The organism is Rhodoferax ferrireducens (assembly GCF_031458075.1).
GTDB lineage: Bacteria > Pseudomonadota > Gammaproteobacteria > Burkholderiales > Burkholderiaceae_C > Rhodoferax_B > Rhodoferax_B ferrireducens_A.
This window is the reverse complement of sequence record NZ_JAVDXT010000002.1, coordinates 1,024,040-1,049,473: the sequence shown is the minus strand read 5'-3', so window position 1 is coordinate 1,049,473 and position 25,434 is coordinate 1,024,040. Positions and strand designations below refer to the sequence as shown.

General features: G+C 64.4%; 25 protein-coding genes and 2 tRNA genes. 16 read left to right on the top strand and 11 right to left on the bottom strand.

Features of this window, described 5'->3' with window-relative positions; genetic code table 11:
* Positions 1-29 precede the first annotated feature (29 nt).
* The 3 genes from thiE (at position 30) to J2X19_RS13840 (ending at position 1,147) form a co-directional block, all read left to right on the top strand.
* On the top strand, positions 30-851 hold the full coding sequence (gene thiE / locus J2X19_RS13850) for a thiamine phosphate synthase (protein ID WP_310374540.1): 822 nt from the start codon (positions 30-32) through the stop codon (positions 849-851).
* Positions 852-911: 60 nt separating this feature from the next.
* Positions 912-987 (top strand) — tRNA-Asn (locus tag J2X19_RS13845).
* A gap of 84 nt (positions 988-1,071) precedes the next feature.
* Positions 1,072-1,147, top strand: a tRNA-Asn gene (locus tag J2X19_RS13840).
* 61 nt (positions 1,148-1,208) lie between these two features.
* On the opposite strand, the gene J2X19_RS13835 is transcribed toward J2X19_RS13840, so the two are convergent.
* Positions 1,209-2,648 (bottom strand): MFS transporter, encoded by a 1,440-nt coding sequence (locus J2X19_RS13835; protein ID WP_405048649.1) that lies wholly within the window; start codon positions 2,646-2,648, stop codon positions 1,209-1,211.
* A gap of 141 nt (positions 2,649-2,789) precedes the next feature.
* Here J2X19_RS13835 and J2X19_RS13830 point away from each other — a divergent pair, with 141 nt between their 5' ends.
* Both J2X19_RS13830 and J2X19_RS13825 read left to right on the top strand, forming a co-directional pair.
* Positions 2,790-3,686 (top strand): LysR family transcriptional regulator, encoded by an 897-nt coding sequence (locus tag J2X19_RS13830; RefSeq protein ID WP_310373956.1) that lies wholly within the window; start codon positions 2,790-2,792, stop codon positions 3,684-3,686.
* A 28-nt stretch (positions 3,687-3,714) separates the two neighbouring features.
* Positions 3,715-4,329 (top strand): flavin reductase family protein, encoded by a 615-nt coding sequence (locus J2X19_RS13825; protein ID WP_116606372.1) that lies wholly within the window; start codon positions 3,715-3,717, stop codon positions 4,327-4,329.
* Positions 4,330-4,387: 58 nt separating this feature from the next.
* On the opposite strand, the gene J2X19_RS13820 is transcribed toward J2X19_RS13825, so the two are convergent.
* The 4 genes from J2X19_RS13820 to J2X19_RS13805 all read right to left on the bottom strand — a co-directional run bounded on the left by J2X19_RS13820 (position 4,388) and on the right by J2X19_RS13805 (position 7,314).
* A complete protein-coding gene (locus J2X19_RS13820) occupies positions 4,388-5,215 on the bottom strand; it encodes an anti-sigma factor family protein (RefSeq protein WP_310373952.1) in 828 nt (275 codons plus the stop codon).
* Positions 5,212-5,718 carry an RNA polymerase sigma factor gene (locus J2X19_RS13815; protein WP_310373950.1) on the bottom strand — a complete coding sequence of 169 codons (507 nt, stop codon included), beginning with the start codon at positions 5,716-5,718 and terminating at the stop codon, positions 5,212-5,214. The genes J2X19_RS13820 and J2X19_RS13815 overlap by 4 nt, the downstream gene beginning before the upstream one ends.
* A 22-nt stretch (positions 5,719-5,740) precedes the next feature.
* A complete protein-coding gene (locus tag J2X19_RS13810; protein ID WP_116606369.1) occupies positions 5,741-6,127 on the bottom strand; it encodes a COG4315 family predicted lipoprotein in 387 nt (128 codons plus the stop codon).
* 107 nt (positions 6,128-6,234) lie between these two features.
* A complete protein-coding gene (locus tag J2X19_RS13805) occupies positions 6,235-7,314 on the bottom strand; it encodes a YeiH family protein (RefSeq protein ID WP_310373947.1) in 1,080 nt (359 codons plus the stop codon).
* A 120-nt stretch (positions 7,315-7,434) separates the two neighbouring features.
* Here J2X19_RS13805 and J2X19_RS13800 point away from each other — a divergent pair, with 120 nt between their 5' ends.
* Together J2X19_RS13800 and J2X19_RS13795 are read left to right on the top strand one after the other, a co-directional pair.
* Entirely contained in the window at positions 7,435-8,388 is a 954-nt protein-coding gene (locus tag J2X19_RS13800; RefSeq protein WP_310373945.1) for a LysR family transcriptional regulator, read from the top strand.
* 28 nt (positions 8,389-8,416) lie between these two features.
* On the top strand, positions 8,417-8,986 hold the full coding sequence (locus tag J2X19_RS13795; protein WP_310373943.1) for a glutathione peroxidase: 570 nt from the start codon (positions 8,417-8,419) through the stop codon (positions 8,984-8,986).
* A gap of 9 nt (positions 8,987-8,995) precedes the next feature.
* Here J2X19_RS13795 and J2X19_RS13790 read toward each other — a convergent pair whose 3' ends face one another.
* Complete coding sequence (locus tag J2X19_RS13790) at positions 8,996-9,772, bottom strand: anti-sigma factor (protein ID WP_310373942.1); 777 nt, start codon at positions 9,770-9,772, stop codon at positions 8,996-8,998.
* Positions 9,773-9,782: 10 nt separating this feature from the next.
* Positions 9,783-10,376, bottom strand: coding sequence for a sigma-70 family RNA polymerase sigma factor (locus J2X19_RS13785; protein ID WP_310373940.1), 594 nt, complete (start codon positions 10,374-10,376; stop codon positions 9,783-9,785).
* A 216-nt stretch (positions 10,377-10,592) separates the two neighbouring features.
* Between J2X19_RS13785 and serB the strand changes: the two genes are divergently transcribed.
* The 8 genes from serB (at position 10,593) to J2X19_RS13745 (ending at position 19,690) form a co-directional block, all read left to right on the top strand.
* Positions 10,593-11,306 carry a phosphoserine phosphatase SerB gene (gene serB / locus J2X19_RS13780; protein ID WP_310373938.1) on the top strand — a complete coding sequence of 238 codons (714 nt, stop codon included), beginning with the start codon at positions 10,593-10,595 and terminating at the stop codon, positions 11,304-11,306.
* A 123-nt stretch (positions 11,307-11,429) separates the two neighbouring features.
* Positions 11,430-13,352 carry a PrkA family serine protein kinase gene (locus tag J2X19_RS13775; RefSeq protein WP_116606363.1) on the top strand — a complete coding sequence of 641 codons (1,923 nt, stop codon included), beginning with the start codon at positions 11,430-11,432 and terminating at the stop codon, positions 13,350-13,352.
* Between the two features lie 54 nt (positions 13,353-13,406).
* Positions 13,407-14,681, top strand: a complete 1,275-nt coding sequence (locus J2X19_RS13770; protein ID WP_310373936.1) for a YeaH/YhbH family protein — start codon at positions 13,407-13,409, stop codon at positions 14,679-14,681.
* 5 nt (positions 14,682-14,686) lie between these two features.
* Positions 14,687-16,225: a SpoVR family protein gene (locus J2X19_RS13765; RefSeq protein ID WP_116606361.1), complete on the top strand. Its 1,539-nt coding sequence runs from the start codon at positions 14,687-14,689 to the stop codon at positions 16,223-16,225.
* A 158-nt stretch (positions 16,226-16,383) separates the two neighbouring features.
* The gene (locus J2X19_RS13760) at positions 16,384-16,809 is read left to right on the top strand and encodes a CopG family transcriptional regulator (RefSeq protein ID WP_116606565.1); all 426 of its coding nucleotides are present in this window, start codon (positions 16,384-16,386) and stop codon (positions 16,807-16,809) included.
* Positions 16,810-16,855: 46 nt separating this feature from the next.
* Entirely contained in the window at positions 16,856-18,028 is a 1,173-nt protein-coding gene (locus J2X19_RS13755; protein ID WP_310373933.1) for an extracellular catalytic domain type 1 short-chain-length polyhydroxyalkanoate depolymerase, read from the top strand.
* Positions 18,029-18,086: 58 nt separating this feature from the next.
* Positions 18,087-19,028 carry an oxygen-dependent tRNA uridine(34) hydroxylase TrhO gene (gene trhO / locus J2X19_RS13750; RefSeq protein ID WP_310373931.1) on the top strand — a complete coding sequence of 314 codons (942 nt, stop codon included), beginning with the start codon at positions 18,087-18,089 and terminating at the stop codon, positions 19,026-19,028.
* A complete protein-coding gene (locus J2X19_RS13745; protein WP_310373929.1) occupies positions 19,028-19,690 on the top strand; it encodes a glutathione S-transferase in 663 nt (220 codons plus the stop codon). Before trhO ends, J2X19_RS13745 begins: the two co-directional genes overlap by 1 nt.
* On the opposite strand, the gene J2X19_RS13740 is transcribed toward J2X19_RS13745, so the two are convergent.
* Positions 19,679-20,164: an Lrp/AsnC family transcriptional regulator gene (locus J2X19_RS13740; protein WP_207776312.1), complete on the bottom strand. Its 486-nt coding sequence runs from the start codon at positions 20,162-20,164 to the stop codon at positions 19,679-19,681. The two genes, J2X19_RS13745 and J2X19_RS13740, sit on opposite strands and share 12 nt — an antisense overlap.
* Before the next feature lie 154 nt (positions 20,165-20,318).
* Here J2X19_RS13740 and J2X19_RS13735 point away from each other — a divergent pair, with 154 nt between their 5' ends.
* Positions 20,319-21,335, top strand: coding sequence for a 1-aminocyclopropane-1-carboxylate deaminase (locus J2X19_RS13735; RefSeq protein WP_310373922.1), 1,017 nt, complete (start codon positions 20,319-20,321; stop codon positions 21,333-21,335).
* A 1-nt stretch (position 21,336) separates the two neighbouring features.
* On the opposite strand, the gene J2X19_RS13730 is transcribed toward J2X19_RS13735, so the two are convergent.
* The 3 genes from J2X19_RS13730 to J2X19_RS13720 all read right to left on the bottom strand — a co-directional run bounded on the left by J2X19_RS13730 (position 21,337) and on the right by J2X19_RS13720 (position 25,390).
* Positions 21,337-22,464, bottom strand: a complete 1,128-nt coding sequence (locus tag J2X19_RS13730; RefSeq protein ID WP_310373919.1) for an acyltransferase family protein — start codon at positions 22,462-22,464, stop codon at positions 21,337-21,339.
* A gap of 93 nt (positions 22,465-22,557) precedes the next feature.
* Complete coding sequence (locus J2X19_RS13725) at positions 22,558-23,514, bottom strand: NAD(P)H-dependent flavin oxidoreductase (RefSeq protein WP_310373917.1); 957 nt, start codon at positions 23,512-23,514, stop codon at positions 22,558-22,560.
* An 85-nt stretch (positions 23,515-23,599) separates the two neighbouring features.
* A complete protein-coding gene (locus tag J2X19_RS13720; RefSeq protein WP_310373915.1) occupies positions 23,600-25,390 on the bottom strand; it encodes an acyl-CoA dehydrogenase in 1,791 nt (596 codons plus the stop codon).
* Positions 25,391-25,434 lie beyond the last annotated feature (44 nt).

Below are 25,434 nucleotides of genomic sequence, written 5' to 3'. Positions count from 1 at the left end.
CCCACAACATCCTGACCCGCTATGCCGACATGGCGCTGCCGCCCACGGACTACGCCCTCCACTTCAGCGCCTGCCTGCAGCTGGGCTTCATCGCCACCGACGCCGCCACCATCGCCCAAGCCTGGCAAGCCCAGGCCGCGCGCAGCGGCAACGGCAGCGACTGGCCGGACGCACCCGAAGACTTTGGCCTGGCGCCCTGGCCGCGGGCCAAGGCCTTCCCCGCCTGCCCCCGGCAGCTGGGCTTGTACGCCGTGCTGCCCGACGCCGCCTGGGTCGGCCGCATGGCGCGCGCCGGTGTGCCCACAGTGCAGCTGCGCTTCAAGTCCGCCGATGCGGCCGCAGTTGAGCGCGAAGTCCGCGCCGCCGTCGCCGCGGTGCAGGGCACGCCCGCCCTGCTGTTCATCAACGACCACTGGCAGGCCGCCATCGACGCCGGCGCCTATGGCGTACACCTGGGCCAAGAAGACCTGGACCTACTGAGCGCCAACGACCTGGATGCGATCCGCACCGCCGGCCTGCGCCTGGGCGTCAGCACCCACGGCTATGCCGAGATGCTGCGCGCCGACAAGGTCAGCCCCAGCTATATCGCGCTGGGCGCGGTGTTCCCCACCACCCTGAAGAAAATGGCCACCGCCCCGCAAGGCACGGCCCGGCTGGCCGCCTATGCGCGGCTGCTGCGCGACTATCCGCTGGTGGCCATAGGCGGCATCGACACCGAGCGGCTGCCGGCGGTGCTGGCCAGCGGCGTCGGCTCGGTGGCCGTGGTGCGCGCACTGACCGCCGCGCACGACCCCGAGCACGCCGCAGCTGAACTGCGCGGGATAATCCACGGCCACCTGGGACTGGAATGAACTTTTTGGCACGGATGCCGAAACCTCTAAAACCCACGCTATAATTTGAGGCTGCAATATTCCTCAATAGCTCAGTTGGTAGAGCGCCGGACTGTTAATCCGTAGGTCCCTGGTTCGAGCCCAGGTTGAGGAGCCAAAATTAGCAAAAGGGCTTACGCCAATCCGTAGGCCCTTTTTATTTCAGCCCATTCAGCCATGAATGGCTGATGTGTACCGATATTCCTCAATAGCTCAGTTGGTAGAGCGCCGGACTGTTAATCCGTAGGTCCCTGGTTCGAGCCCAGGTTGAGGAGCCAGCACCTAAAAGGCCCCGCAGCTTCACCAAGCTGCGGGGCCTTTTTATTTGCCTATGCCCTTCTAAGCTCTGCGGCGGTAGCTTGCCAGCGCGGCAGCCAGCGCAATGGCGACCAGTATGGCTGCCACGGCGAACGTGGTCCGCAAGCCGGCGGCCAACGCCTCGGGGCGCGCCGTGGCGATGTCGGCGCTCGATGCAGCGAACGCAAACACCGCACCCATTGCCGAGGCGCCGGTGACCAGGCCCAGATTGCGCGCCAGGCTGAGCAGACCGGAAACCACGCCCCGCTGGTTCGGCGGCACATCCGCCATCACAGCCGTGTTGTTGGCGGCCTGGAACAGTTGGTAGCCCGGCGTCAGCACGGCGATGGCGGCGATGTAGCCCGCAATGCCGAATACCGCCGGGAGTACCGCCAGTGCCACCGCCCCCAGCACCATGGCGACCAGCCCCGCAACCACCATGCGTGGCGCACCCCAGCGGTCGACCAAACGACCGGCCAGCACACCGCAGAAGACGGAAATCAGCGGGCCGATAGACATCACGGCCCCCACCGTCGCCGCATCCAGCCCCAGCCCCCGCGCCAGGTAAAACGGCCCGACCACCAGGGTCGCCATCATCACCGTAGCGACCAGCACATTCATGGCCAGGCTGGCGCTCAGCACCGGGTTGCGGAACGCGGCCAGGCGGACCAAGGGCGATGCCACCTGGGCCTGGCTGAACACGAAGAGGCCGGCGCCGCACACCGCTGCCAGCAGCAGAACCATGTTGAGCCGACCTAAGCTGCCCCACCCCATGGTCATGGCCAGCGCATAGGCCGCGAGAGTCAGTGCCAGCAGCAGCGTGCCGACATGGTCGAAACCTGGCCGATCCGTTTTCGCTCCTTGGCGGTCCATGGGCAGATAACGGCGCGCGAGGAAGAAAGCCAGAAGCCCCAGCGGCAGGTTGACCAGGAAGATCGCCTGCCAGCCGAGCCCGGCAATCAGCACGCCGCCCAGCGATGGGCCAAGCGCCGTGCCCACCGCCGACATGGTGCCAAGCAAACCCATGGCGCTGCCGGTCTTTTCCTTGGGCACCGTCTCGCCGACGAAGGCCATGGTCAAGGCCATCATGGTGGCCGCACCCAGTCCCTGGGCTGCACGCGCGGCCACCAGCAGCCAGAGCGTGGGGGCGATGCCGCACAGCACCGAGGCCGCCGTGAACAGCAGGATGCCGGCCAGCAGCAGCCGGCGGCGGCCGGTGATGTCACCGAGCCGGCCCACACTGACGATCAAGCTGGTGATGGCCAGCAGATACGCCAGCACCACCCACTGGACTTGCTGGAAGGAGGCGTTGAAGGCCTGCGCCAGGCTGGGCAGGCCCACATTGGCGATGCTGGTGCCCAGCGCGGACAGCAACATGGACAGCGACAGGCTGGCCAGTACCCACCGTACCGGGGGCGATAGCGGCGCAGCTCCTGCGCTTCCTGCGGCTACCGCTGCTTGTTCTGTAATGCTTGTTTTCAACCTGAACTCCTGCTCTGCCCACTCCCAAAATGGAGCTGCCTGCAGCGTAGTTCTTTCATTGGTATGGCGGAAGGCGCAGCATTTGCACTTTATTCATGCACCAAACGCCCTACCTGCGACCAACTGCGCTATGGTCTGCGCATGGCTATCCCCGACCTCAACCTGCTCGTTACCCTGGATGTGCTGCTCGCCGAAGGCAGCGTGGCGCGCGCGGCCCAGCGCCTGCGGCTCAGCCCGTCGGCCATGAGCCGGGCCCTGGCGCGCTTGCGCGAGACGACGGGCGACCCGCTGCTGGTCCGGGCCGGGCGCGGCCTGGTGCCCACGCCCCGGGCGCTGGAGCTGCGCGAGCGGGTCAGCCAACTGGTGCAGGACGGCGAAGCGGTGCTGCGCCCTGCCGAGAAGATCGACCTGCAGCAACTGGTACGCACGTTCACGCTGCGCAGCAGCGAAGGCTTTGTGGAGAATTTCGGCCCCGGCCTGATTGCGCGCGTGGCCGAGGAAGCCCCCGGCGTGCGGCTGCGCTTCGTGCAAAAGCCCAACAAGGACAGCGCGCCATTGCGCGACGGGGCTATCGACCTGGAAACCGGTGTGGTGGGCAGCAGCATGGGGCCGGAGGTGCGTGCTCAGGCCCTGTTCCGCGACCGTTTCATCGGTGTGGTGCACGCGGGACATCCTCTGTGCCAGGGCGCGATCACACCCGCCCGCTATGCCGCGGCCAGGCATATCTACGTCTCACGCCGAGGCCTGGACAAGGGCCCGATTGACGAAGCCTTGAACGCGCTGGGACTGGAGCGGCAAATCGCCACCATCGTCGACGGTTTTTCGACCGCCGTGGCGCTGGCCCGGGCCAGCGACCTGGTGGCCAGCGTGCCCGAGCGGCACACCGGCATGCTGCGCGCCGGCATGCACAGCTTCGCGCTGCCGGTGGCCACGCCCGAATTCACGGTGTCCTTGCTCTGGCACCCGCGGATGCAGGCCGATCCTGCGCACCGCTGGCTGCGCGGCTGTGTGCGCGAGGTTTGCGCGGTGGACCGCTAAGCGCCGGACTTGCTGGTATCTTCCCGCCATGCCCATCCATTCCTACGAACCCCGCAACGGCCACGGCCTGCCGCACGACCCTTTCAACGCCATCGTCGGGCCACGGCCCATAGGCTGGATCGCCTCGCGCAGCGCCGCCGGGGCGCTGAATCTGGCGCCCTACAGCTTTTTCAACGCCTTCAACTACACGCCGCCCATCATCGGCTTTGCCAGCGTGGGCTACAAGGATTCGCTGCGCAACATCGAGCAGACCGGCGAGTTTGTGTGGAACCTGGCCACTCGCACCCTGGCCGAAGCAATGAACCAAACCTGCGCACCTGTGCCGCCCGAAGTGAGCGAGTTCGAACTGGCCGGGCTCACACCGGCCGATTCGCAACTAGTCGCCGTGCCGCGGGTGAAGGAAAGCCCGGTGGCGTTTGAATGCCGCAGCACACAGATCATCCAGCTGCAAGGTGCGAATGGCGACAAAGTGCCGACTTGGCTGGTGCTGGGCGAGGTGGTGGCCGTGCATATCGACAGCGCGCTGCTACGCAACGGCGTCTACGACACGGCAGCGGCCGGGCCGATCCTGCGCGGTGGCGGGCCGGCCGATTACTTCAGCATCGGCCCCGAGCAACTGTTCCAGATGCGCCGGCCGGTTTAAGCCAAATCGGCCTCTAGCGCATATAGAACCTGCGCAAGGCGCTTCTAAAAATATAGCATTAGCCCGCCGGCACCGCAGGGGCTATCTGGCGATACACCTCCTGGGCCACGCGCGTTAGCGTCGCTTTGTCCACGCTGCCCGAGAGCGCGTAGCCAAAGCTGTGATCCACCCAGTAGAAGACGTTGACCTTGCCGTCCTGGCCGAAGTGGAAGGCGGTTTCGGCCTGCGGGCTCAGCTTGGGCGCCTCGTGGGTTACGTACAGGGTGAGCCGCTGGCCGCTGGCGTCCTGGTACATGAACTGCGCGACCGGCCCGCTGTCGCCGGGCAGCAAGCGGCCACCCATCAGCGCATAGCCCATGGGCTGCAGGCTGGGCACCTTGACGGCCGCCCCCAGGCGCTTGGACAGCCAGGCCACCAAATGCTGCTCCTGGTCTGCATTCACTTCCACCGGATGCCGCACCTCGGGGCTGTACACCACATGGGCCACGGCGGCGCGCTGGGCGAAGCCGGCCAGCGCGCCCTGCGCAGCCGGTGCCAGGGCCAGGCGCAGGGCCTCGCCATCCACACTGCCGCGCACAAACCAGGCGGATGCCGCACTCACCAGTGCAATCGCAATGCCGGCTGCCAGACGCTGCGCATACCAGGGCTGGCGCGGCAATGCGGCTTGCACCAGGCGTGGCGGCAAGGTCTCCAGCAGCACCGGAGCGTACAGGGCGCGCAGGCCCCGGGTCTGCGCGCGGTAGACCGCGAGGCGCTGGGCCTCGTCGGGACGCTGGGCCAGATAGGCCTCCATCTCGGCCTGGCGCTCGGGCTCCAGCTGGCCGTCAATATAGGCGTGCAGATCGGCTTCGCTGATGGCAGATGGGGCGGATGGGGCGTGGCTCATTTGACAACTTTCAGGTGCACCGGCTCGGCGCGGCCTTCCATGAGTGCGCGCAAGCGCTCGCGGCCACGCGACAGGCGCGACATCACCGTGCCCATGGGGATGCCCAGCGTGGCGGCGATGTCGGCATAGGCCATGTCCTCCAGCGCGACCAGCAGCAGGACCTCCTTTTGCTCGGCCGGCAGCAAGGCGATGGCGGCCTGCAGGTCCAGCACCGCCAGGCGGTCTCCGTGGGTGGATGCGACCGGCACCTCGGCCGTGCTATCGTCCATGGCCACCGTGGCCAGCCGCGGACGGCGCACGCCGTCGGCATGCAGGTTGTGCATGATGCCGAACAGCCAGGAGCGCATATCGGCCACGCCGCGCCACAGGCTGGACTTGGCCCAGGCGCGCTCCAGCGTGTCCTGCACCAGATCGTCGGCATCTTCGCGGTTACGCACCAGCGCCCGCGCATAGCGGCGCAGGCGCGGCACGGCGCTGAGCAGCTGCAGGTCGTCGTGGTGCATGGAGCTAGGCAGACTGCAGCGCTTATTCCTTGATGACGTGCCAGACGTCCTTGAAGTTGTCGCCGGTGCGGTCGCTGGCGGTTTTGTCCGACTGGAAGAAGTACAGCGGCTTGCCCTTGTAAGCCCATTGCTTGCTGCCATCGTCGCGGGTGACGATGGTGTAGCCGCCCATGGGCTGGTCGCTGGCGGTGGCCATCAGCGGCGGCCAGGCTGTGGCGCAGGGGCCGTTGCAGGTGCTTTTGCCGCTATTGGCCACATCCTTGTCGAAGGTATAGAGCGTCATATTGTTGGCAGCAACCAGCACACCGCCGGCCATCTTGGCCGGGGCATCGGCAGCGCTGGCCGCCAGCGATGCGAAGCCCAGCACGAGGGCGATGGCAGAACTGGCAATAAAGGATTTTTTGAACATGGTGCAGATTCCTTGAAGTGGGATGGGAGGAACGTAGTGCATTCAGCAGCCTACACCGGGGTAGACGCACAAACCCTCTGGTTTATTCCAGGCTCCGCAAAAATAGTTCAACCCAGCCATGCTGGCACTATCCGGTTGATCAACGCGCCGCCCAGCAGCAACCAGGCAAACAAACCGCCGGCCAGCAGCAAGGGCTTGATGCCGGCCTTGCGAATCGCTGCCAACGGGGTTGCCAGCCCCAGCGCCGCCATCGCCATGGCCAGCAGCACGTTGTCGACCGCATTGGCCACCGCCAGCACCGGAGTCGGCAGCAGCTGCAGCGAATTGAACAGCACGACCCCGATGAAGCCAAACGCAAACCATGGCACAGCCAAGCGACCCTGCGATGCCGTCTTCGGCGTGTGGCGGGCCCGCCAGGCAGACAAGGCCAGCAACACCGGCGCCAGCATCATCACCCGCACCATCTTGGCAATCACCGCAGCATCGGCGGCTTCCGCGCCAATGGAACGCCCGGCGGCCACCACCTGGGCCACCTCGTGGATGGTGGAGCCCGCATAGACGCCAAAACCGTGGGCACCACCCGGGACCAGTTGCCAGTGCAAGTTCAACTGGAACAGCAGCGGGTAGACAAAAATCGCCAAGGTGCCGAACACCACCACCGTGGCCACCGCGACCGTGACCTGCTCAGCCCGGGCCCGTAGCACCGGCTCGGCTGCCATCACAGCGGCGGCGCCGCAGATCGAACTGCCGATGCCGATCAGCATGGCCGTATTGCGGTCCAGCCCCAGCCAGCGGATACCGGCATAGCAGGCCAGCGCAAAGGTCGAGCCCAGCACCAGTGCATCGACCAGCACCCCGGCCAGGCCAACGCTGGCGATGTCCTGGGTGGTCAAGCGCAGGCCATACAGCACCACGCCCAGGCGCAACAGGTTCTGCTTGGCACATTGCACGCCCGGGCCGCTGGCCAGTGCCATGCGCGGATACACCGTGTTGCCCACCAGCATGCCCAGCACGATGGCCAGGGTCAGCGCGCTCACGCCATGGGCCTGCAGCCCGTTCAGCTGCCCGAGCACCATGGCGCAGCCGGCCAGCAGCGCGCTCAGCGCCAGCCCGGGCCCATAACGCCCTACCGGCTCCCAGCGGCCAGGCCAGGCGGTGTGCAAGGGGGCGGAAAGAGCGGTAGCCATGGCAGGTTGCGGGTCCATTCAAACAATGGACCGGACTTTAGGGCGCGGCAATCAAGCCGTCCAACAGCTTGTTTCTGTAATATCTACCCAATCAATCGATATACACTGAAAGATGAAGCCATGGATGTGCTGCGCCTGAGCCTGCGCCAATTGCAGATATTTGTAGCCGTCGCCCAGAGCGGCAGCACCACGGCGGCCAGCGCGGCAATTGCGCTGTCGCAGTCGGCCACCAGTTCGGCGATCAACGAGTTGGAGCGCCTACTGTCGCTGCAGCTGTTTGACCGCGCGGGCAAGCGCCTGCTGCTGAACGACAACGGCCGTGCCCTGCTGCCACGCGCACTGGCCATGCTGGACGGCGCCGCCGGCATCGAGCAGATGGCGCGCGACGGCAGCGGCCAGGCGCAGTCGCTGCGCATAGGCGCGAGCACCACCATAGGCAACTATGTGCTGCCGCAGTTGCTGGGCGGCTTTATGGCCTGGCGCCAGTCCGAGCAGGCGCCGGCCTGGCAGTCCAAGGTGATGATAGGCAACACGGCGGCGATTGCCCGGGCGGTTGCCGATTTCGAGCTGGACATTGGCCTGATAGAAGGCGCCTGCCACGAGTCCACTTTGCAGGTCACGCCCTGGCTGCAAGACAGCCTGGTACTGGTGGCAGCGCCAGCACACCCGCTGGCACAAGGCCAGAGTGTGCCCACCGCAGCGCTGCGCGAAGCCGTCTGGCTGCTGCGCGAAACCGGCTCGGGCACCCGCGAAACCACCGACCAGGCGCTGCTACCGCACCTGCATTCGTACCGGCGCAGCATCGAACTGGGCAGCTCCGAGGCCATCCAGCATGCGGCCGCCCAGGGCCTGGGCATCGCCTGCCTGTCGCGCTGGGTCGTGGCCGACCTGCTGGCGGCAGGCCGGCTGCGCTGCATCGCCAGTGCGCTGCCAGCCATCCAGCGGGATTGCCACCTCATCGTGCAGCGCGACAAGCAGATGACGCCGGCCTTGCTGGCGTTTCTGGACTGCGTTACCGCCCACCCGGCCGGCACAACAGCCCCTGGCGCAACTGCGCTATATCAAAGTCCCTAAAGTGCAGTCCAGACACAGGACAACCCGTATGCACAGCACCGTTTTCACATTGGCCATGCTGCTGGCGGCGGCCAGCGCCCCGGCCAGCGCACAAACCGCCACTCCGCCCAGCTGCCCGGCGATCCTGCAGCACCAGTTTCCCCGTCTGCAGGACGCCGCGCCCCAAAACCTGTGCCAGTACGCCGGCAAGGTGGTGCTGGTGGTTAACACCGCCAGCTATTGCGGCTTTGCAGGCCAGTTTGAAGGATTGGAGGCGCTGTATGCGAAGCAGCAGGCCAAGGGGCTGGTGGTGCTGGGTTTTCCGTCGAATGACTTTGGCCAGCAGGAGCCGGGCACCTCCAAGGAAATCGCCGACTTCTGCTTCAACACCTACGGCGTGAAGTTTCCGATGATGGGCAAGACGGTGGTCTCCGGGCCGGGCAAAAACCCGCTGTACGCAGCGCTGGTCAAGGCCACCGGACAAGAGCCGCGCTGGAACTTCTACAAATACCTGATAGACCGCAATGGCCGGGTGGTGGAGAGCTTTTCTTCGCTGACCACACCCGACAGCAGCAGCCTGACCAGCGCTATCGACAAGGCGCTGGCACAAAAGCCCTGAGCGCCGATATCACAACACCTTCTGGATCAGCGCGCCCTTGAACAACACCGGCCCCGTAGGCCCACCGGCACTGGGCACGCCACCCTTGGGCTCCAGACTGATGGCCAGGGCGGGCACTTCGCGTACATCGCTCTCGCCCGCCGTCAGGCGCAGCAATTTGTCCGACCCCAGCACCCCCAGCGAACGCGGGCCACCAGAGGGTAGCAAGGCCCATAGCTGCAAGGATTTGTCGCTGGCTTCCTGGTAGCCGCCCACGCGCTGCAGCAGCAGCGTTTGGTTCTTCGCGTCGAAGGTCACCAACATGGAAGGATCTGCCTTGCCATCCGCAAGCACCGCCACGTACTCGATCTGCGGCGTGGCCTGCAGCTGGGTGCGCAGGCTGGCGATCTGGCTACCCAGTTGGTCGCGCTGGTTCACGCCCAGAACCACCGCAAAAACCGCCACCGCTGCGCCCACCGCCGTGGCTGAGCGCCATAGCGCCAGGCTGCGCAGCCAGGCGACCGGGCCGGCCACGGCCGGCTGTCGCGCGTTCTGCATGGTTTGCTGTTCCTGGTCCGCACGCACCAGGTTGTCGATGCGCGTCCACACCGCAGGCGCAGGTGCTGCCTGGGCTTGTAGTTCGGCCACGCTGCCCAGGCGGGCTTGCCAAATCAGGGCTGCGGCGCGTACCGGCGCTTGTTCACGTGCCAGGGCTTCAAAGCGCCGGCGGGCGCCGCCGCGCAGGGTGCCCAAGGCATAGCTGGCGGCCAGTTTGTCGAGCAATTCAGGGTGTTGGTTCAATTGCATGGCCGGGTCCTCAGGCGAAGCGTGCCATGCAGACACGCAGCTGTTCCAGCCCGCGCCGGATCCAGGTCTTGACCGTACCCAGCGGCAGCTTGAGCTGCTCGGCCAGTTCGCCATGGCTCAGGTCGCGCAGATAGGCCAGGCTGACCACTTCACGCTGGCGGTTCTCCAGCCGGGTCAGGCACTGGTGCAAGGCCCAGGCTTGCTGGCTGGCCTGGGTGGTGTCCATGGGATTCGGGGCATCGCCCTCCAGCGTCTCGGCCATCACCTCGTCTAGCTCCTGGGTCACCCCGCTACGGTCGGCCGTGCGGCGGCGCAAAAAATCCAGCCCGCGGCTGCGCACGATCAAACCCATCCAGGCCATGGGCGGGCTCAGCGAGGCCCGGTAGTCGGCAGCGGCCCGCCAGATGGTCATATAGGCCTCTTGCAGCACATCTTCGGCCCATTCGCGGTTAACCACCACCCGCACGGCCAGTCCATACAGTTTGGACGAGGTCAGGCCGTACAGCTCCTTGAAGGCGGACGCATCGCGGGCGGCGACACGGTCTAGCAAGTCCATAAGTTCGGCGTCCGGGTTGAGGGAGGATGCGGGATGGGGCGGGCTCATGTTGCGGATTGTCAGACATATCGTGACCGCTAATTCTGTGAGGGGAATACGGAACGCAATCGGTTTTGGATTCAAGAAACAAAAAAACCTCTCACGTCATAGGCTTTCACCAACGCGGCCCGCAAGTTCGAAGACGTTGTGGCCTATCTGGCCACGGTGGCCAGGCCGGGCAATAAAGGTCAAGCAAAATACGGCATCTCTAATCCGTATTTGCCCATGCCCCAAGCCCACGAAATTTCCCCCGGCCTCGTCATCCAAGGCTTCACCCCACCGCTGCGCCTCACCGACTTCAAGCTGATCGCTTTCGACATGGATTCGACCCTGATCAACATCGAATGCGTGGACGAAATCGCCGATGCCGCCGGCCGCAAAGTCGAGGTCGCGGCCATCACCGAAGCCGCGATGCGCGGCGAAATCAGCGACTACAAGGAAAGCCTGCGCCAACGCGTGGCGCTGCTCAAAGGCGTGAGCGTGGCCAGCATGGAGCAGGTGTACGCCCAGCGCCTGCAACTCAACCCCGGTGCAGCCACCCTGGTGGCTGCCTGCAAGGCCGCTGGCATGCGGGTGCTGCTGGTCAGCGGCGGCTTCACTTTTTTTACCGACCGAATTCGTGATTTATTGCACATAGATGCGACACGTTCCAATCTGCTGGAAGCCGTGGACGGCGTGCTTACAGGCCGCATGCTGGACCAGCCCTGGGGCGATATCTGCGATGGTGACGAGAAACGCAAGATGCTGCTGGAAACCTGCAACCAGATGGGTATTGGCGCGCACCAGGCGATTGCCATGGGTGACGGGGCCAACGACTTGCCGATGATGGGCGCGGCCGGGCTATCGGTGGCCTACCATGCAAAGCCGGCTGTACGGGCGCAAGCCATGGTCGCCATCAACAGTGGTGGACTCGATCGCTTGCTGGAGCTGTTGCACTAAACCAACCACTTCACGCGCATGCTGCGACGCTTGGCTCTATGATCATCGCAACGCACCCCCGAACTTTTACCAGACCACTGACTCGCACCCCATAAGACCACTGCACAACCCAAGGAGAATGCCATGACCATTTTCGCCCGCTACCAAGGCCGCTTTGCCGCTGCACAGGAAGAGGAAATGTCGGTTCAAGACTACTTGGAGTTGTGCAAGCGCGATGCGTCTGCGTATGCCAGCGTCGCAGAGCGCATGCTGCTGGCCATCGGTGAACCCGAACTGGTAGATACCCGCACCGACCCCCGGCTGTCGCGTATTTTTGCCAACAAGGTTTTGAAGGTTTACCCCAGCTTCAAAGACCTGTACGGCATGGAAGAAGTGATCGAGCACATCGTCGCCTACTTCCGCCATGCGGCACAGGGACTGGAAGAAAAAAAGCAGATCCTATATCTGCTGGGCCCGGTAGGCGGCGGCAAATCCTCGCTGGCTGAAAAGCTCAAAACCTTGATCGAGAAAGTGCCTTTCTACGCCATCAAGGGATCGCCGGTGCACGAGTCGCCGCTGGGCCTGTTCAACCCGGCCGAAGATGCAGACTTGCTGGAGTCCGACTACAAGATTCCACGCCGCTACCTGGGCACCATCATGAGCCCTTGGGCGGTGAAACGGCTGCAGGAGTTTGGTGGCGATATCACCCAGTTCCGGGTGGTCAAGCTACGCCCCTCGGTGCTGTCGCAGATTGCCGTGTCCAAGACCGAACCCGGGGACGAGAACAACCAGGACATTTCGGCCCTGGTGGGCAAAATCGACATCCGCAAACTGGAGACGTATTCACAGGACGACCCCGATGCCTACTCGTACTCGGGCGGGCTGTGCCTGTCGAACCGGGGCATTCTGGAGTTTGTGGAAATGTTCAAGGCACCGATCAAGGTCTTGCACCCCCTGCTGACCGCCACCCAGGAAGGCAACTACAAGGGCACCGAAGGCTTTGGCGCGATTCCTTTCGACGGCCTGATCCTGGCCCACTCGAACGAGGCCGAATGGCAGGCGTTCAAGAACAACCGCAACAACGAGGCGTTCCTGGACCGCATCTACATCGTCAAGGTGCCGTACTCGCTGCGCGTGTCCGATGAGATCCACATCTACGAAAAGCTGGTGGACAACTCCTCGCTGGCCAAGGCGCCCTGCGCGCCCGACACCTTGCGCATGCTCGCGCAGTTCTCGGTGCTGTCGCGCCTGAAAGAGCCCGAGAACTCCAGCAGCTTCTCGAAGATGCGGGTCTACGACGGCGAGAACCTCAAGGACACCGACCCCAAGGCCAAGAGCTACCAGGAGTACCGCGACTTTGCCGGCGTGGACGAAGGCATGACCGGCCTGTCCACCCGCTTCGCCTTTAAGATCCTGTCGCGGGTGTTCAACTTCGACCACCGCGAAGTCGCGGCCAACCCTGTGCACCTGATGTATGTGCTCGAGCAACAGATCGAGCAAGAGCAGTACCCGCCCGAGGTGGAAGAAAAATACCTGCGCTACATCAAGGAATACCTGTCGCCGCGCTACGCCGAATTCATCGGCAAGGAGATCCAGACCTCGTACCTGGAGAGCTACTCTGAGTACGGCCAGAACATCTTTGACCGCTACGTGGTGTACGCCGATTTCTGGATCCAGGACCAGGAATACCGCGACCCGAACACCGGCGAAATGCTGGACCGCAGCGCGTTGAACGACGAGCTGGAAAAGATCGAAAAGCCCGCTGGCATCTCCAATCCCAAGGACTTCCGCAACGAAGTGGTCAACTTTGTGCTGCGCGCCCGCGCCCGCCAGGACGGCCACAACCCGCTGTGGACCTCGTACGAAAAACTGCGTGCAGTGATCGAGAAGAAGATGTTCTCCAACACCGAAGAACTGCTGCCGGTCATCTCGTTCAACACCAAGGGCAGTGGCGAAGAACAGAAGAAGCACCAGGACTTCGTCAACCGCATGATCACCAAGGGCTACACCGAGAAGCAGGTGCGGCTGCTGTGCGAATGGTATCTGCGGGTGCGCAAGTCGTCCTAAAAGGTTTGTGTAGAAGGCCCCTTCACCCGTTTCACTTTTTTGAACGGAGTCTCCATGACTGTGCGCATCGTAGACCGCCGATTTGACAGCAAGCACAAAAGCTCGGTCAACCGCAGTCGTTTCATCCAGCGCTTCAAGGGGCAGATCCGCAAAGCCGTGTCTGACGCGGTCAACAAGCGCGGCCTGCGCGACCTGGACAACGGCGAAAAGATCGGCATCCCGGGCAAGGACATCGGCGAGCCGCAGTTCGAGCACGGCCAAGGCGGCATCTGGGAAACCGTGCGCCCCGGCAACGACCGCTTCTTGCGCGGCGACCAGGTGGAGCGCCCGCCCAGCGGCGGTGGCAAAGGCTCGGGCAAAGGCCAGGCCAGCCAGGATGGCGAAGGCCTGGACGAGTTCGTCTTCACCCTGACCCGCGACGAGTTTCTGGACATCTTCTTCGACGAACTGGCCCTGCCCAATCTGATCAAGCAGCAACTGGCCCGCATCGACCAGTACCGGCGCATCCGCTCCGGCTTTGTGCAGACCGGCGTGCCCACCAACATCAACCTGGCGCGCACCATGCGCGGCGCGGCGCAACGGCGCATTGCCGTGGGTGGGCCCTATGCATCCCAGTTGCGGGCGCTAGAGGCCCAACTGACCGAGCTGCGCACCACCCGCCCTGATGACGACCCCGAGGTCGAACAACTGCGCCGCGACATCGCCCGCCTGCACGCCAAGATTGAAGCCGTGCCCTTCGTCGATACCTTTGACCTGCGCTACAACAACCGTATCCGCGTGCCCCAGCCGTCCACCCAGGCGGTGATGTTCTGCCTGCTCGACGTGTCGGGCTCGATGGACGAAGGCCGCAAAAACGTGGCCAAGCGTTTCTTCATGCTGCTGTACCTGTTTCTGACGCGCAACTACGAACGCATCGATGTGGTGTTCATCCGCCACCACACCATCGCCACGGAAGTCGACGAAGAAGACTTCTTCACCTCGCGCGAATCGGGCGGCACCGTGGTGTCCAGTGCCCTGAAGCTGATGCACGAAATCATCTCTGCCCGCTACCCCAGCAACGCCTGGAACATCTACGGCGCGCAGGCTTCGGACGGCGACAACTGGCACGACGATTCGCCGCGCTGTAAGGCCTTGCTGGAAGAGTCGCTGCTGCCGCTGTGCCAGTTCTTCGCCTATATCGAAATCACCGACGGCCCGCCGCAAAACCTGTGGGAAGAATACGAACGCCTGCAGGGCAGCAGCCCGCGCGGCAACTTTGCCATGCAGCGCATCGGCACCGTGGCCGACATTTATCCGGTGTTCCGCGAACTCTTCAAACGGCGGGCCTGAACCCTATGACCAAGCCCAAATCCAAACTGCTCCCCACCGGCTCCGAATGGACGTTTGAAGCCATACAGGAGTACGACCAGGCGATCGGCGCAGTGGCCCGCCGCTACAAGCTCGACGGCTACCCGCACCTGCTGGAAGTCATCAGCGCCGAGCAGATGATGGACGCCTATGCCTCCATCGGCATGCCGGTCTACTACCACCACTGGTCGTTCGGCAAGCATTTTCTGGCCACCGAAAACCGCTACAAGCGCGGCCAGATGGGCCTGGCCTACGAGATCGTCATCAACTCCGACCCCTGCATCGCCTACCTGATGGACGAGAACACCTTGCCCATGCAGGCGCTGGTGATTGCCCACGCGGCCTACGGCCACAACTCGTTCTTCAAGGGCAACCACCTGTTCAAGCAATGGACCAGCGCCGACGCCATCGTCGACTACCTGGTGTTCGCCCGCAACTACATCGCCCAGTGCGAAGAGCGCCACGGGGTAGAAGCCGTGGAGCAATTGCTCGATGCCTGCCATGCGCTCAGCAACCTGGGGGTGGACCGCTACAAGCGCTCGCCCCGCCTATCGCTGGAGAAAGAAACCTCGCGCCTCAAGGAGCGCGCCGACTACCTGCAGGCCCAGGTCAACGACCTGTGGCGCACCCTGCCGCCGCGTGCAGAAGCCGAAGAGAACAAAGAAGAACGCCGCTTCCCGCTGGAACCCGAAGAAAACCTGCTGTACTTCGTGGAAAAGAACGCCCCGCTGCTCGAACCCTGGCAACGCGAGGTGGTGCGCATCGTGCGCAAGATCGGCCAGTATTTCTACCCGCAACGCCAGACCCAGGTGATGAACGAAGGCTGGGCCACCTACTGGCACTACACCCTGCTCAACACCTTGTACGACGAAGGCCGGCTCGGCGACGGCTTCATGCTGGAGTTTTTGCAGTCGCACACCAATGTGGTCTACCAGCCGCCGTACAACAGCCCGTATTTCTCGGGCATCAACCCCTACGCGCTGGGTTTTGCCATGTGGCGCGACATCCGCCGCATCTGCGAAGAACCTACCGACGAAGACCGTGCCTGGTTCCCCGACATTGCGGGCTCGTACTGGCGCGACACCTTTGACTTTGCGATGCAGAACTTCAAGGACGAAAGTTTTGTCGCCCAGTACCTGTCGCCCAAGCTGATGCGCGAGTTCCGATTCTTCTCGGTGCTGGACGACGATGCGCGCAAAACCCTGGACATTGCCAGCATCCACGACGACAGCGGCTTTCGCGCATTGCGCCAGCAATTGTCCGAACAGTACGACCTGGGGCATCGCGAGCCCAACATCCAGGTCTGGAACGTCGACCTGCGCGGCGACCGTTCGCTCACACTGCGCCATTTCGCCCACCAGCGCCGGCCGCTGGGCGAGTCCAGCACCACGGTGCTCAAACACATGGCCACGCTATGGGGCTTCAATGTGCGCCTGGAGCGGCAAAACGCCGACGGCAGCGTCTCTCTGGTGGCCGAACACCAGAGCGAGAAGCGCCGGCGCGGCAACGGCAAAACCCTGCCCTAGGCAAGTCTCCCGCGCTTGCTTTCAATTTCATAGCTGCTTGCGCAATATCTGTCAGCGCTAGAGGCTTAATTTCCATCAGTTTTCGATATACCTCTGCCATGCGAAGGGCCTAACAAACCATCCCAATACCATCCAACCAGATGGTGCATACTGCAGACATGAAAGTCAAAACCGCTGCAGAACCGGCCAAGTCCAAGGCTTTGGACTCGGAAAAAATCACCATCAACCTGGGCTTTGTCGACCTCGGTCATATCGACCTGCTGGTCGCCGAGGGCTTTTACGCGAACCGCACCGACTTCATCCGCACGGCCATCCGCAACCAGCTGACCACCCATGCCGATGCGGTCAAGCAGGTCGTAGCCCGCAAGATGCTGGTGCTGGGCCTGCAGCATTTCAGCCAGAGCGATCTGCTGGCGGTGCAAGCCGCCAACCAGAAGCTGCAGGTGCGCGTGCTCGGACTGGCCAGCATTGGCCACGACGTCACGCCCGAACTGGCCCTGGCCACCATCGATTCGATCGAAGTACTGGGTGCGCTGCACGCCAGCCCCGAGGTCAAGGCCGCGCTCGCTGGGCGCCAGCTGTGAACCCCGACTTCCCTCTTACCCCACAAAATATCCCCCGAAAGTCCGTATGAGTGCCCTGTTCAAAAAATTTCTGCAAGAAGCCACGCGCCTGACCCAGGCCGGCCATCTGCAAGACGCCACGCGGGCCATCCAGCAGGCGCTGGGCCGCATCGCCCCCGCGGCCCGTGCCCCTTACACCGCCCCTCCTACCGCGCCATCTGCCGCTCCGTCTACGGCACCAGCCACGCCCTGGACCATCGATGGCTGCGTGACCGAAATGGACACAGTGGCCGACGTCAGCGACACCAGCCCGCCCATCCACAGGCCGGTGGCCGAGCCCGTGCATCCCCTGCACGTACCCGACCAGCCTGCGTCCAACGACGGCCCCGGCGAATTCAGCGCCGCCGAATTCACCCACGCCGGCACCACCCGCGCCTACAAGCTCTACACCCCGCCACATGCTATCCAGCAACCTGCACGGCCCTTGCCGCTGGTGCTGATGCTGCATGGCTGCACCCAGAATCCGGACGACTTCGCCACCGGTACCGGCATGAACGCGCTGGCGCAGGAGCACGGTTTCCTGGTGCTGTATCCCGCACAAATCCAGGCCGCCAATAGCCACCGCTGTTGGAACTGGTTCAAACCCGAGGACCAGCGGCGCGGCAGCGGTGAACCGGCCTGGCTGGCAGCCCTGGTGCAGCAGGTGGCACAGCAACGCGCCGTCGACCCACGCCAGATCTATGTTGCCGGGCTGTCCGCCGGCGGCGCCATGGCCAGCATCCTCGGCCACACCCACCCCGACCTGTTCGCCGCCGTGGGTGTGCATTCCGGCCTGGCCTGTGGCGTGGCCAACAACGTGATCAGCGCGCTGTCGGTGATGAAAAACGGCCGCAGCCCCGCCGGCGCCGCCTCCAGCCTGCCGACCATCGTGTTCCATGGCGATGCCGATGCCACCGTGCACCCCAGCAACGGCGAAACCGTGCTGCAAACCGCCATCGGCCAGGACGCCACCACCTCCCAAGCAAACCGGGGTACCGCCGCCGGCGGTCAAAGCTATACCCGCACCACCTACCAAACAGCCGATGGCAACAACCTGGCCGAGTACTGGCAGCTGCACGGTGCCGGCCACGCCTGGTCGGGCGGCAACCGCGCCGGCACCTACACCGACCCGCTGGGCCCCGATGCCTCGGCCGAGATGTGGCGCTTCTTCCAGGCGCATCCGCGCAAAACCCTGCACTGACTGTTGTAGGCAGGGGCGGCGGTACACTGCCGGCCCCAGCCCCCGTCCCCCTGCTTGCATGTCTGAATTTTTAACCGCCGCGTTCTACCAGTTCGTCGCCCTGCCCGACTACGCCGCCCTGCAGCAGCCGCTGCTGGCCTGCTGCGAGGCGCAGGGCGTCAAAGGCATGGTGCTGCTGGCCACCGAGGGGATCAACGGCACCATCGCCGGCCCGCCGGCCGGTGTGCACGCCGTGCTGGCCTGGCTGCGCAGCGACCCACGGTTGGCGCAGCTGCAGCACAAGGAAGCCACTGCCAGCCACGACCCGTTCTACCGCATGAAAGTGCGGCTGAAGCGCGAGATCGTCACCCTGGGCGTGCCCGGCGTGGACCCGACCCAGCTGGCCGGCCAGTATGTGAAGCCCGCAGACTGGAATGCACTGATCAGCGACCCGGATGTGGTGCTGGTCGACACCCGCAACGATTACGAGGTCGCCATCGGCAGCTTCCAGGGCGCGATCAACCCACATACCCGCAGCTTTGCCGAACTGCCGCAGTGGGTAGAACAGGCCCGCGCCGAAGGCCAGCCGCTGGCGGCCAAACCCAAGGTGGCGATGTTCTGCACTGGCGGCATCCGCTGCGAAAAATCCACGGCTTATCTGCGCTCCCAGGGCTTCGACGAGGTCTACCACCTCGAAGGCGGCATCCTCAAATACCTGGAAACCGTACCCGAGGCCGACAGCCTGTGGAACGGCCAGTGCTTTGTGTTCGACGAACGCGTCTCCGTCGGCCACGGCCTGGTGCCGGGCGGGCTGGAGCTGTGCCGCTCCTGCCGCCGGCCGCTGACCGACGCCGATCTGGCCTCGCCGCACTTTGTGCGCGGCGTCAGCTGCGCGCACTGCCATGACCAGACCAGCGAGGCACAAAAAGCCGGCTACCTGGAACGCGAAAAGCAGATGGCCCTGGCCGAACAGCGCCAGCAACCGCATGTCGGCGCCAAGCTGCCCGCGCCGAAAAAATAATGCCGCCCATCCTCTACTCGTTTCGCCGCTGCCCGTATGCGATGCGGGCCCGGCTGGCGCTATGGGCCAGCGGGCAGACGGTAGAGCTGCGCGAAGTGGTATTGCGTAGCAAACCGCCCGAGTTGGTCGCCGCATCCGCCAAAGCCACGGTGCCGGTGCTGGTCCTGCCCGAAGGCCGGGTGCTGGAGCAGAGCCTGGACATCATGCGCTGGGCGCTGGAGCGCAGCGACCCGCTGGACTGGCTCAGCCCCACGCAGGGCACGCTGGACCAGATGCTGGCGCTGGTGGGCCAAATCGACGGCGATTTCAAGTTCCACCTGGACCGCTACAAATACCCTGGGCGCTATGAAACTGATAGCTCCTCGCGCAATACCGATGAGCACCGCAGTGCTGCAGGGCTTGTAACCGCGGAACTGAACGCCCGACTCACCGGCCACGCGTATCTGTTCGGCCCACAGGCCAGCCTGGCCGACATGGCCATCGCCCCCTTCGTGCGCCAGTTCGCCCATGTGGACCCGGCCTGGTTCGCTGCCCAGCCCTGGCCACAGCTGCAGGCCTGGCTGGCCGCCTGGGAAGCCTCCGACATCCTGGCCCAGGTGATGCAGAAATACCCGGCCTGGCAATCGGGCACGGCCGGCGAGCCCTTCGGCTCACATCGGTAGCTGGGTGGTCGACAGCACCTGCTTGAGCACCATGAACGAGCGGATCTGCCGCACCCCCGGCAGGTACAGCAGCTGCTCGGCGTGCAGGCGGTTGAAACTCTCGTTGTCCTTGGTGCGGATCAGCATGAAGTAGTCGAACTCTCCCGTCACCACATGGCATTCCATGCAGCCCGAGACCTTTTGCGCGGCCTGCTCGAAGTCGGCAAACGACTGCGGCGTCGACCGGTCCAGCACCACGCCAATCATCACCAGCGTACCCAGCTCCAGCGCCACCGGGTCCAGCAAGGCGACGATGCCGCGCACCAGGCCCAGCTGCTTGAGCCGTTCGGTGCGCCGCAGACAGGCGGCCGCGCTCAGGTTCACCTTGCGCGACAAGGCGATATTCGACACCGAGGCATCGCGCTGCAAGGCCCGCAGGATGGCGCGGTCGATGCGGTCCAGCTCGGGTGCGGCGGCTTCGCTCTTGGCTTGCATTTTTAGTGTGTAAATCTATATAAATACAAAATTAAACCACCATGAATCCTATTTCGGTAGATTTTTAACTTACCAATTTCTATCCATTCGCAAGCACATTGCGCAGCTTATTTTCTACCATGGCTCCATCCGCAATCCCGTCTTGGAGCCTTGAATGAACCTGCAAAAGTTTCCCCGCCACAGCCTGACCTTCGGCCCCTCGCCCATCACGCCGCTACCCCGCCTGAGCGCCCACCTGGGCGGCAAGGTCGACCTGTATGCCAAGCGCGAAGACTGCAACAGCGGCCTCGCCTTTGGCGGCAACAAGACCCGCAAGCTCGAATACCTGATCCCCGAAGCCATCGCCGGCGGCTACGACACCCTGGTGTCCATCGGCGGCATCCAGTCCAACCAGACCCGCCAGGTGGCCGCAGTCGCCGCGCATCTGGGCATGAAATGCGTGTTAGTGCAGGAGAACTGGGTCAACTACTCGGACGCGGTGTACGACCGGGTTGGCAACATCGAGATGTCGCGCATCCTGGGCGCCGATGTGCGGCTGGATGCGGCCGGCTTCGACATCGGCATCCGTCCGAGCTGGGAGCAGGCGATGGAAGATGTGCGCCAGGCCGGCGGTAAGCCCTTCCCCATTCCGGCCGGCTGCTCCGAGCATCCGCTGGGCGGCCTGGGCTTTGTCGGCTTTGCCGAAGAGGTGCGCCAGCAGGAGGCCGAACTCGGCTTCCAGTTCGACTACATCGTAGTCTGCTCGGTCACCGGCAGCACCCAGGCCGGCATGGTGGTGGGATTTGCGGCCGACGGCCGGGCCGACAAGGTGATCGGCATCGATGCCTCCGCCAAGCCCGCGCAAACCAAGGCGCAGATTTTGCGCATCGCCCAGAACACCGCCCAGTTGGTAGACCTGGGCCGCGACATTACCGACAAAGACGTGGTGCTCGACACCCGCTACGGCGGCCCCGAATACGGCCTGCCCAGCGAAGGCACGCTGGAGGCCATCCGCCTGTGCGCGCGCCAGGAGGGCATGCTGACCGACCCGGTGTACGAGGGCAAATCCATGCACGGCATGATAGACATGGTGCGCCGCGGTGAGTTCGCGCCCGGCTCCAAGGTTCTGTACGCCCACCTGGGCGGCGTGCCGGCGCTGAACGCCTACAGCTTCCTGTTCCGCAACGGCTGAACTACAGCGCCTTCAGCCCCAGCAACAGCAGGCCGGTGGCCACCAGCAGGCCACCTTGCATGCGCATCGCCACCGGCATGGACACCAATCGGGTTTCCACATGCCGGTACAGCCACTGCCCGGCGCGCAAGGACAGGCCGAACGCCACGACCATGCCCGCGGCATTCACCCAGGGCTGGCTCGGCCAGAGCTGGCTGAACAGCGCGTTGACCAGCAGACAGACCGGAAAGTGCGCCAGGAACACCGAGTACGACATCTGGCCCAGGCGCTGCACCTTCGGCAGCGGCGACCACAGCCGGGCGCCACCACTGGCCTGCAGCACGCCCAGCACCAGCGCGGTCACCAGGGCCACCGCAATCCGCTCGCGGAAATCCAGCGCCAGCGCCGTCAGGCCCAGCAGCGCCACAGCCGTCAGCCAACGGTACGGGCTGGCACTGCGGCCGGCCCAGAAGGCCAGCATGCCCAGGCCGTAGGAGCCGGCAAAGTACAGGCCTACGGTATCCAGCTCGGGCAACAGGTTGAAGTACAGCAGCGAGGCGCCGGTACCCAGCAACACCAGCGCCGGCGCCTGCCAGGCGGCAGCCCAGCGCTCCGGCAGGGCTCGCGCCAAGCTGAACACGGCCACGGCCAGCACGAACAGCTGGAAGTCGATGGCCACGTACCAGACTCCGGCCGACAAGGCCTCGAAGCCCAGCACATCCTGCAGCAGGAACACATGGGCCAGAAACTGCGGCAGAGTCGGTGCGGACGGAATCGACGGATGCTCCATGCCGTAGCGCGCCAGCTCGGCCGCCAGCAGGCCGAACAGCAAGGCTGCCAGGTACGGCGTGGACAGGCGCACAAAGCGGCGCAGCACCTGCTGCAGCGGAGACTCAAAACGCGCCACGCCCTGCGGCGCCAGGGTGCTGGCGGCCAGATAGCCGCCCAGCACCAGGAACACCTGCACGGCCATGCGGCCGTATTCGAACATCCAGTCCATCAGACCGGGCGCCAACGGATAGGCCACGTCGGACATCGGGCCGTAGAACACCAGGTGGTGGCCCACGATCAGCGCACAGGCCAAGCCTTTGAAAACATCTAACAGGGGAATGCGGGACGCACTGGAACGCGTAGTAGAGGAAGAAGGCATCGGCAAAAAAAACTACCGCCCACCGGAGTCACTGCAACGGCGGGCGGATATAGCAAAAGCGCCAACCCAAGTGGGCTGGCGCAGAGAAAAAATTTACACAGACAGACGGGCTTTGGCCTCGGCGTATTCGCGTGCGAGCTGGGCCACATAGGCGGCCACAGGCTGGATTCTACGGACTGCGCCGATGCCCTGGCCACAACCCCAGATATCCTTCCAGGCTTTGGCGGCGGTATCGCCACCAAAATTCATCTTGGTCGGGTCGCTTTCGGGCAAGTTGTCCGGGTCCAGGCCGGCCGCACGGATGGACGGCGCGAGGTAGTTGCCGTGCACACCGGTGAACAGATTGCTCAGCACGATGTCGTCCGAATCGCCGTCGACCACTGCCTGCTTGTAGGCCAGGGCCGCGCGCGCTTCTTCGGTGGCGATGAAGGCCGAGCCGATGTAGGCAAAGTCGGCCCCCATGGCCTGGGCCGCCAGCACTGCGCCGCCGGTGGAGATCGCGCCGCTCAGGGCCAGCGGGCCGTCGAACCATTCGCGGATTTCCTGCACCAGGGCGAACGGGCTCTTGATGCCCGCATGGCCGCCGGCGCCGGTGGCCACGGCGATCAGGCCGTCGGCGCCCTTCTCTATCGCCTTGTGGGCAAACTTGTTGTTGATGATGTCGTGCAACACCACGCCGCCGTAGCTGTGCGCTGCGGCGTTGATGTCTTCGCGCGCGCCCAGCGAGGTAATGACGATGGGCACCTTGAACTTCACGCAGGCCTGCATGTCGTGCTCGAGGCGGTCGTTCGACTTGTGCACAATCTGGTTGATGGCAAACGGCGCGGCCGGCTTGTCGGGGTGCGCGAGGTTGTAGGCCGCCAGGGTTTCGGTGATCTCGGCCAGCCAGTCGTCCAGCTGGGCCGCCGGGCGGGCGTTCAGCGAAGGCATCGAGCCGACCACGCCGGCGATGCACTGGGCAATCACCAGCTGCGGCGTGCTGACGATGAACATCGGCGACGCGATGATGGGTAGCGGCAGTGCACTCAGCGCGGGTGGCAGTTTAGACATGCAGTCTCCAAATCAAGATATTTATAAGAAATCGGGCTCTAGCGCAGGTATTACCTGCGCAACCAGCTACACAATAGATAGCAAATCAGAATGCATCCACGCTCAAAGCGGTTACGCTGTCCGCGCCTTCCAGGATGCTGTCGCGCAGGCTTTGCGCGGTAATGAGCACGTGGTCGGCATAGAAGCGCGCGGTGGTGATCTTGGCCTGCATAAAGGCCACGTCGATGCCCTTGGCCAGCAGTTCCTCGGCCACCAGCAGCGAGCGCGCCAGCTGCCAGCCGGCGACCAGCTTGCCGGCCAACATCAAATAGGGCACGCTGCCGGCGAACACCGCGTTCGGCTGGGTCTTGGTGCTGCTGACCACAAAAGTCACCACGTCCAGGAAGGCGGTACGCGCGGCCTTCAGCCGCTTGGCCACGGCCAGTGCGTCGGCGCTGCCGCTCTGGGCCAAGGCGGTCTCGGTGACCACGATCTGGCGCGCAATCGACTTGGCGGTGGCGCCGCCATCGCGCAGAGTTTTGCGCCCCACCAGGTCGTTCGCCTGGATCGCCGTCGTGCCTTCGTAGATAGCCAGTATCTTGGCGTCGCGCAGGTATTGCGCAGCCCCGGTTTCCTCGATGAAGCCCATGCCGCCATGCACTTGCACGCCCAGCGAAGCCACGTCCAGGCTCATCTCTGTGCTATAGCCCTTGACCAACGGCACCAGGAATTCGTGGAAAGCCTGGCTTTGCTGGCGCGTCTCGGCATCGGTGTGGCGGTGCGCCACGTCGTAGGCCGCCGCCGCCACGCTGGACATGGCGCGGCAGCCCTGGGTGTGGGCGCGCATGGTCATCAGCATGCGCTGCACATCCGGGTGGTGGATGATGGCCACGCTGGCCTTGGCCGAGCCATCGACCGGGCGGCTTTGGACACGGTCCTTGGCGAACTGCACGGCCTTCTGGTAGGCCCGCTCGGCCACGGCAATGCCCTGCATACCCACCGCGTAGCGGGCGGCATTCATCATGATGAACATGTATTCCAGGCCGCGGTTTTCCTCGCCGACCAGGTAACCCACGGCACCGCCGTGGTCGCCATACTGCAGCACGGCGGTGGGGCTGGCCTTGATGCCCAGCTTGTGTTCGATGCTGACGCAATGCACGTCGTTGCGCGCCCCCAGCGAGCCATCGGCATTCACCAGGAACTTGGGCACCACGAACAGGCTGATGCCCTTCACGCCCTCGGGCGCGCCGGTCACGCGGGCCAGCACCAGGTGGACGATGTTCTCGGCCATGTCGTGCTCACCCCAGGTGATGAAAATCTTGGTGCCAAACACCTTGTAGCTGCCATCGCCCTGCGGTTCAGCGCGGCTGCGCACCATGGCCAGGTCGCTGCCGGCCTGCGGCTCGGTCAGGTTCATGGTGCCGGTCCATTTGCCGCTGACCAGGTTCTCCAGGTAGGTGGCCTTGAGTGCGTCCGAGCCGGCGGTCAGCAGCGCTTCGATCGCGCCGTCGCTGAGCAGCGGGCACAGCGCGAAGCTCAGGTTCGCGCTATTGCACATTTCCACGCAGGCCGCGCCAATCGTCTTGGGCAAGCCCTGGCCACCGTATTCGGTCGGGTGCTGCAGGCCCTGCCAGCCGCCTTCGGCAAATTGCTTGAAGGCATCCTTGAAACCCGGCGTAGCGGTGACCACGCCGTTTTTCCAGCTCGACGGGTTTTTGTCCCCTTCCCAGTTCAGTGGCGACAACACGCCCTCGTTGAACTTGGCGGCCTCTTCCAGCACCGCCTGGGCCGTGTCCAGCCCCGCGTCTTCAAAGCCTGGCAGCGCAGCGATCTGGTCGATGCCGGCCAGGTGCTGGATGTTGAACAGCATGTCTTTTTGCGGGGCGGTGTAGCTCATGGTTTGTCTCCAAAATCAAAAAAAGGTACAAAAAAAGGCACCTC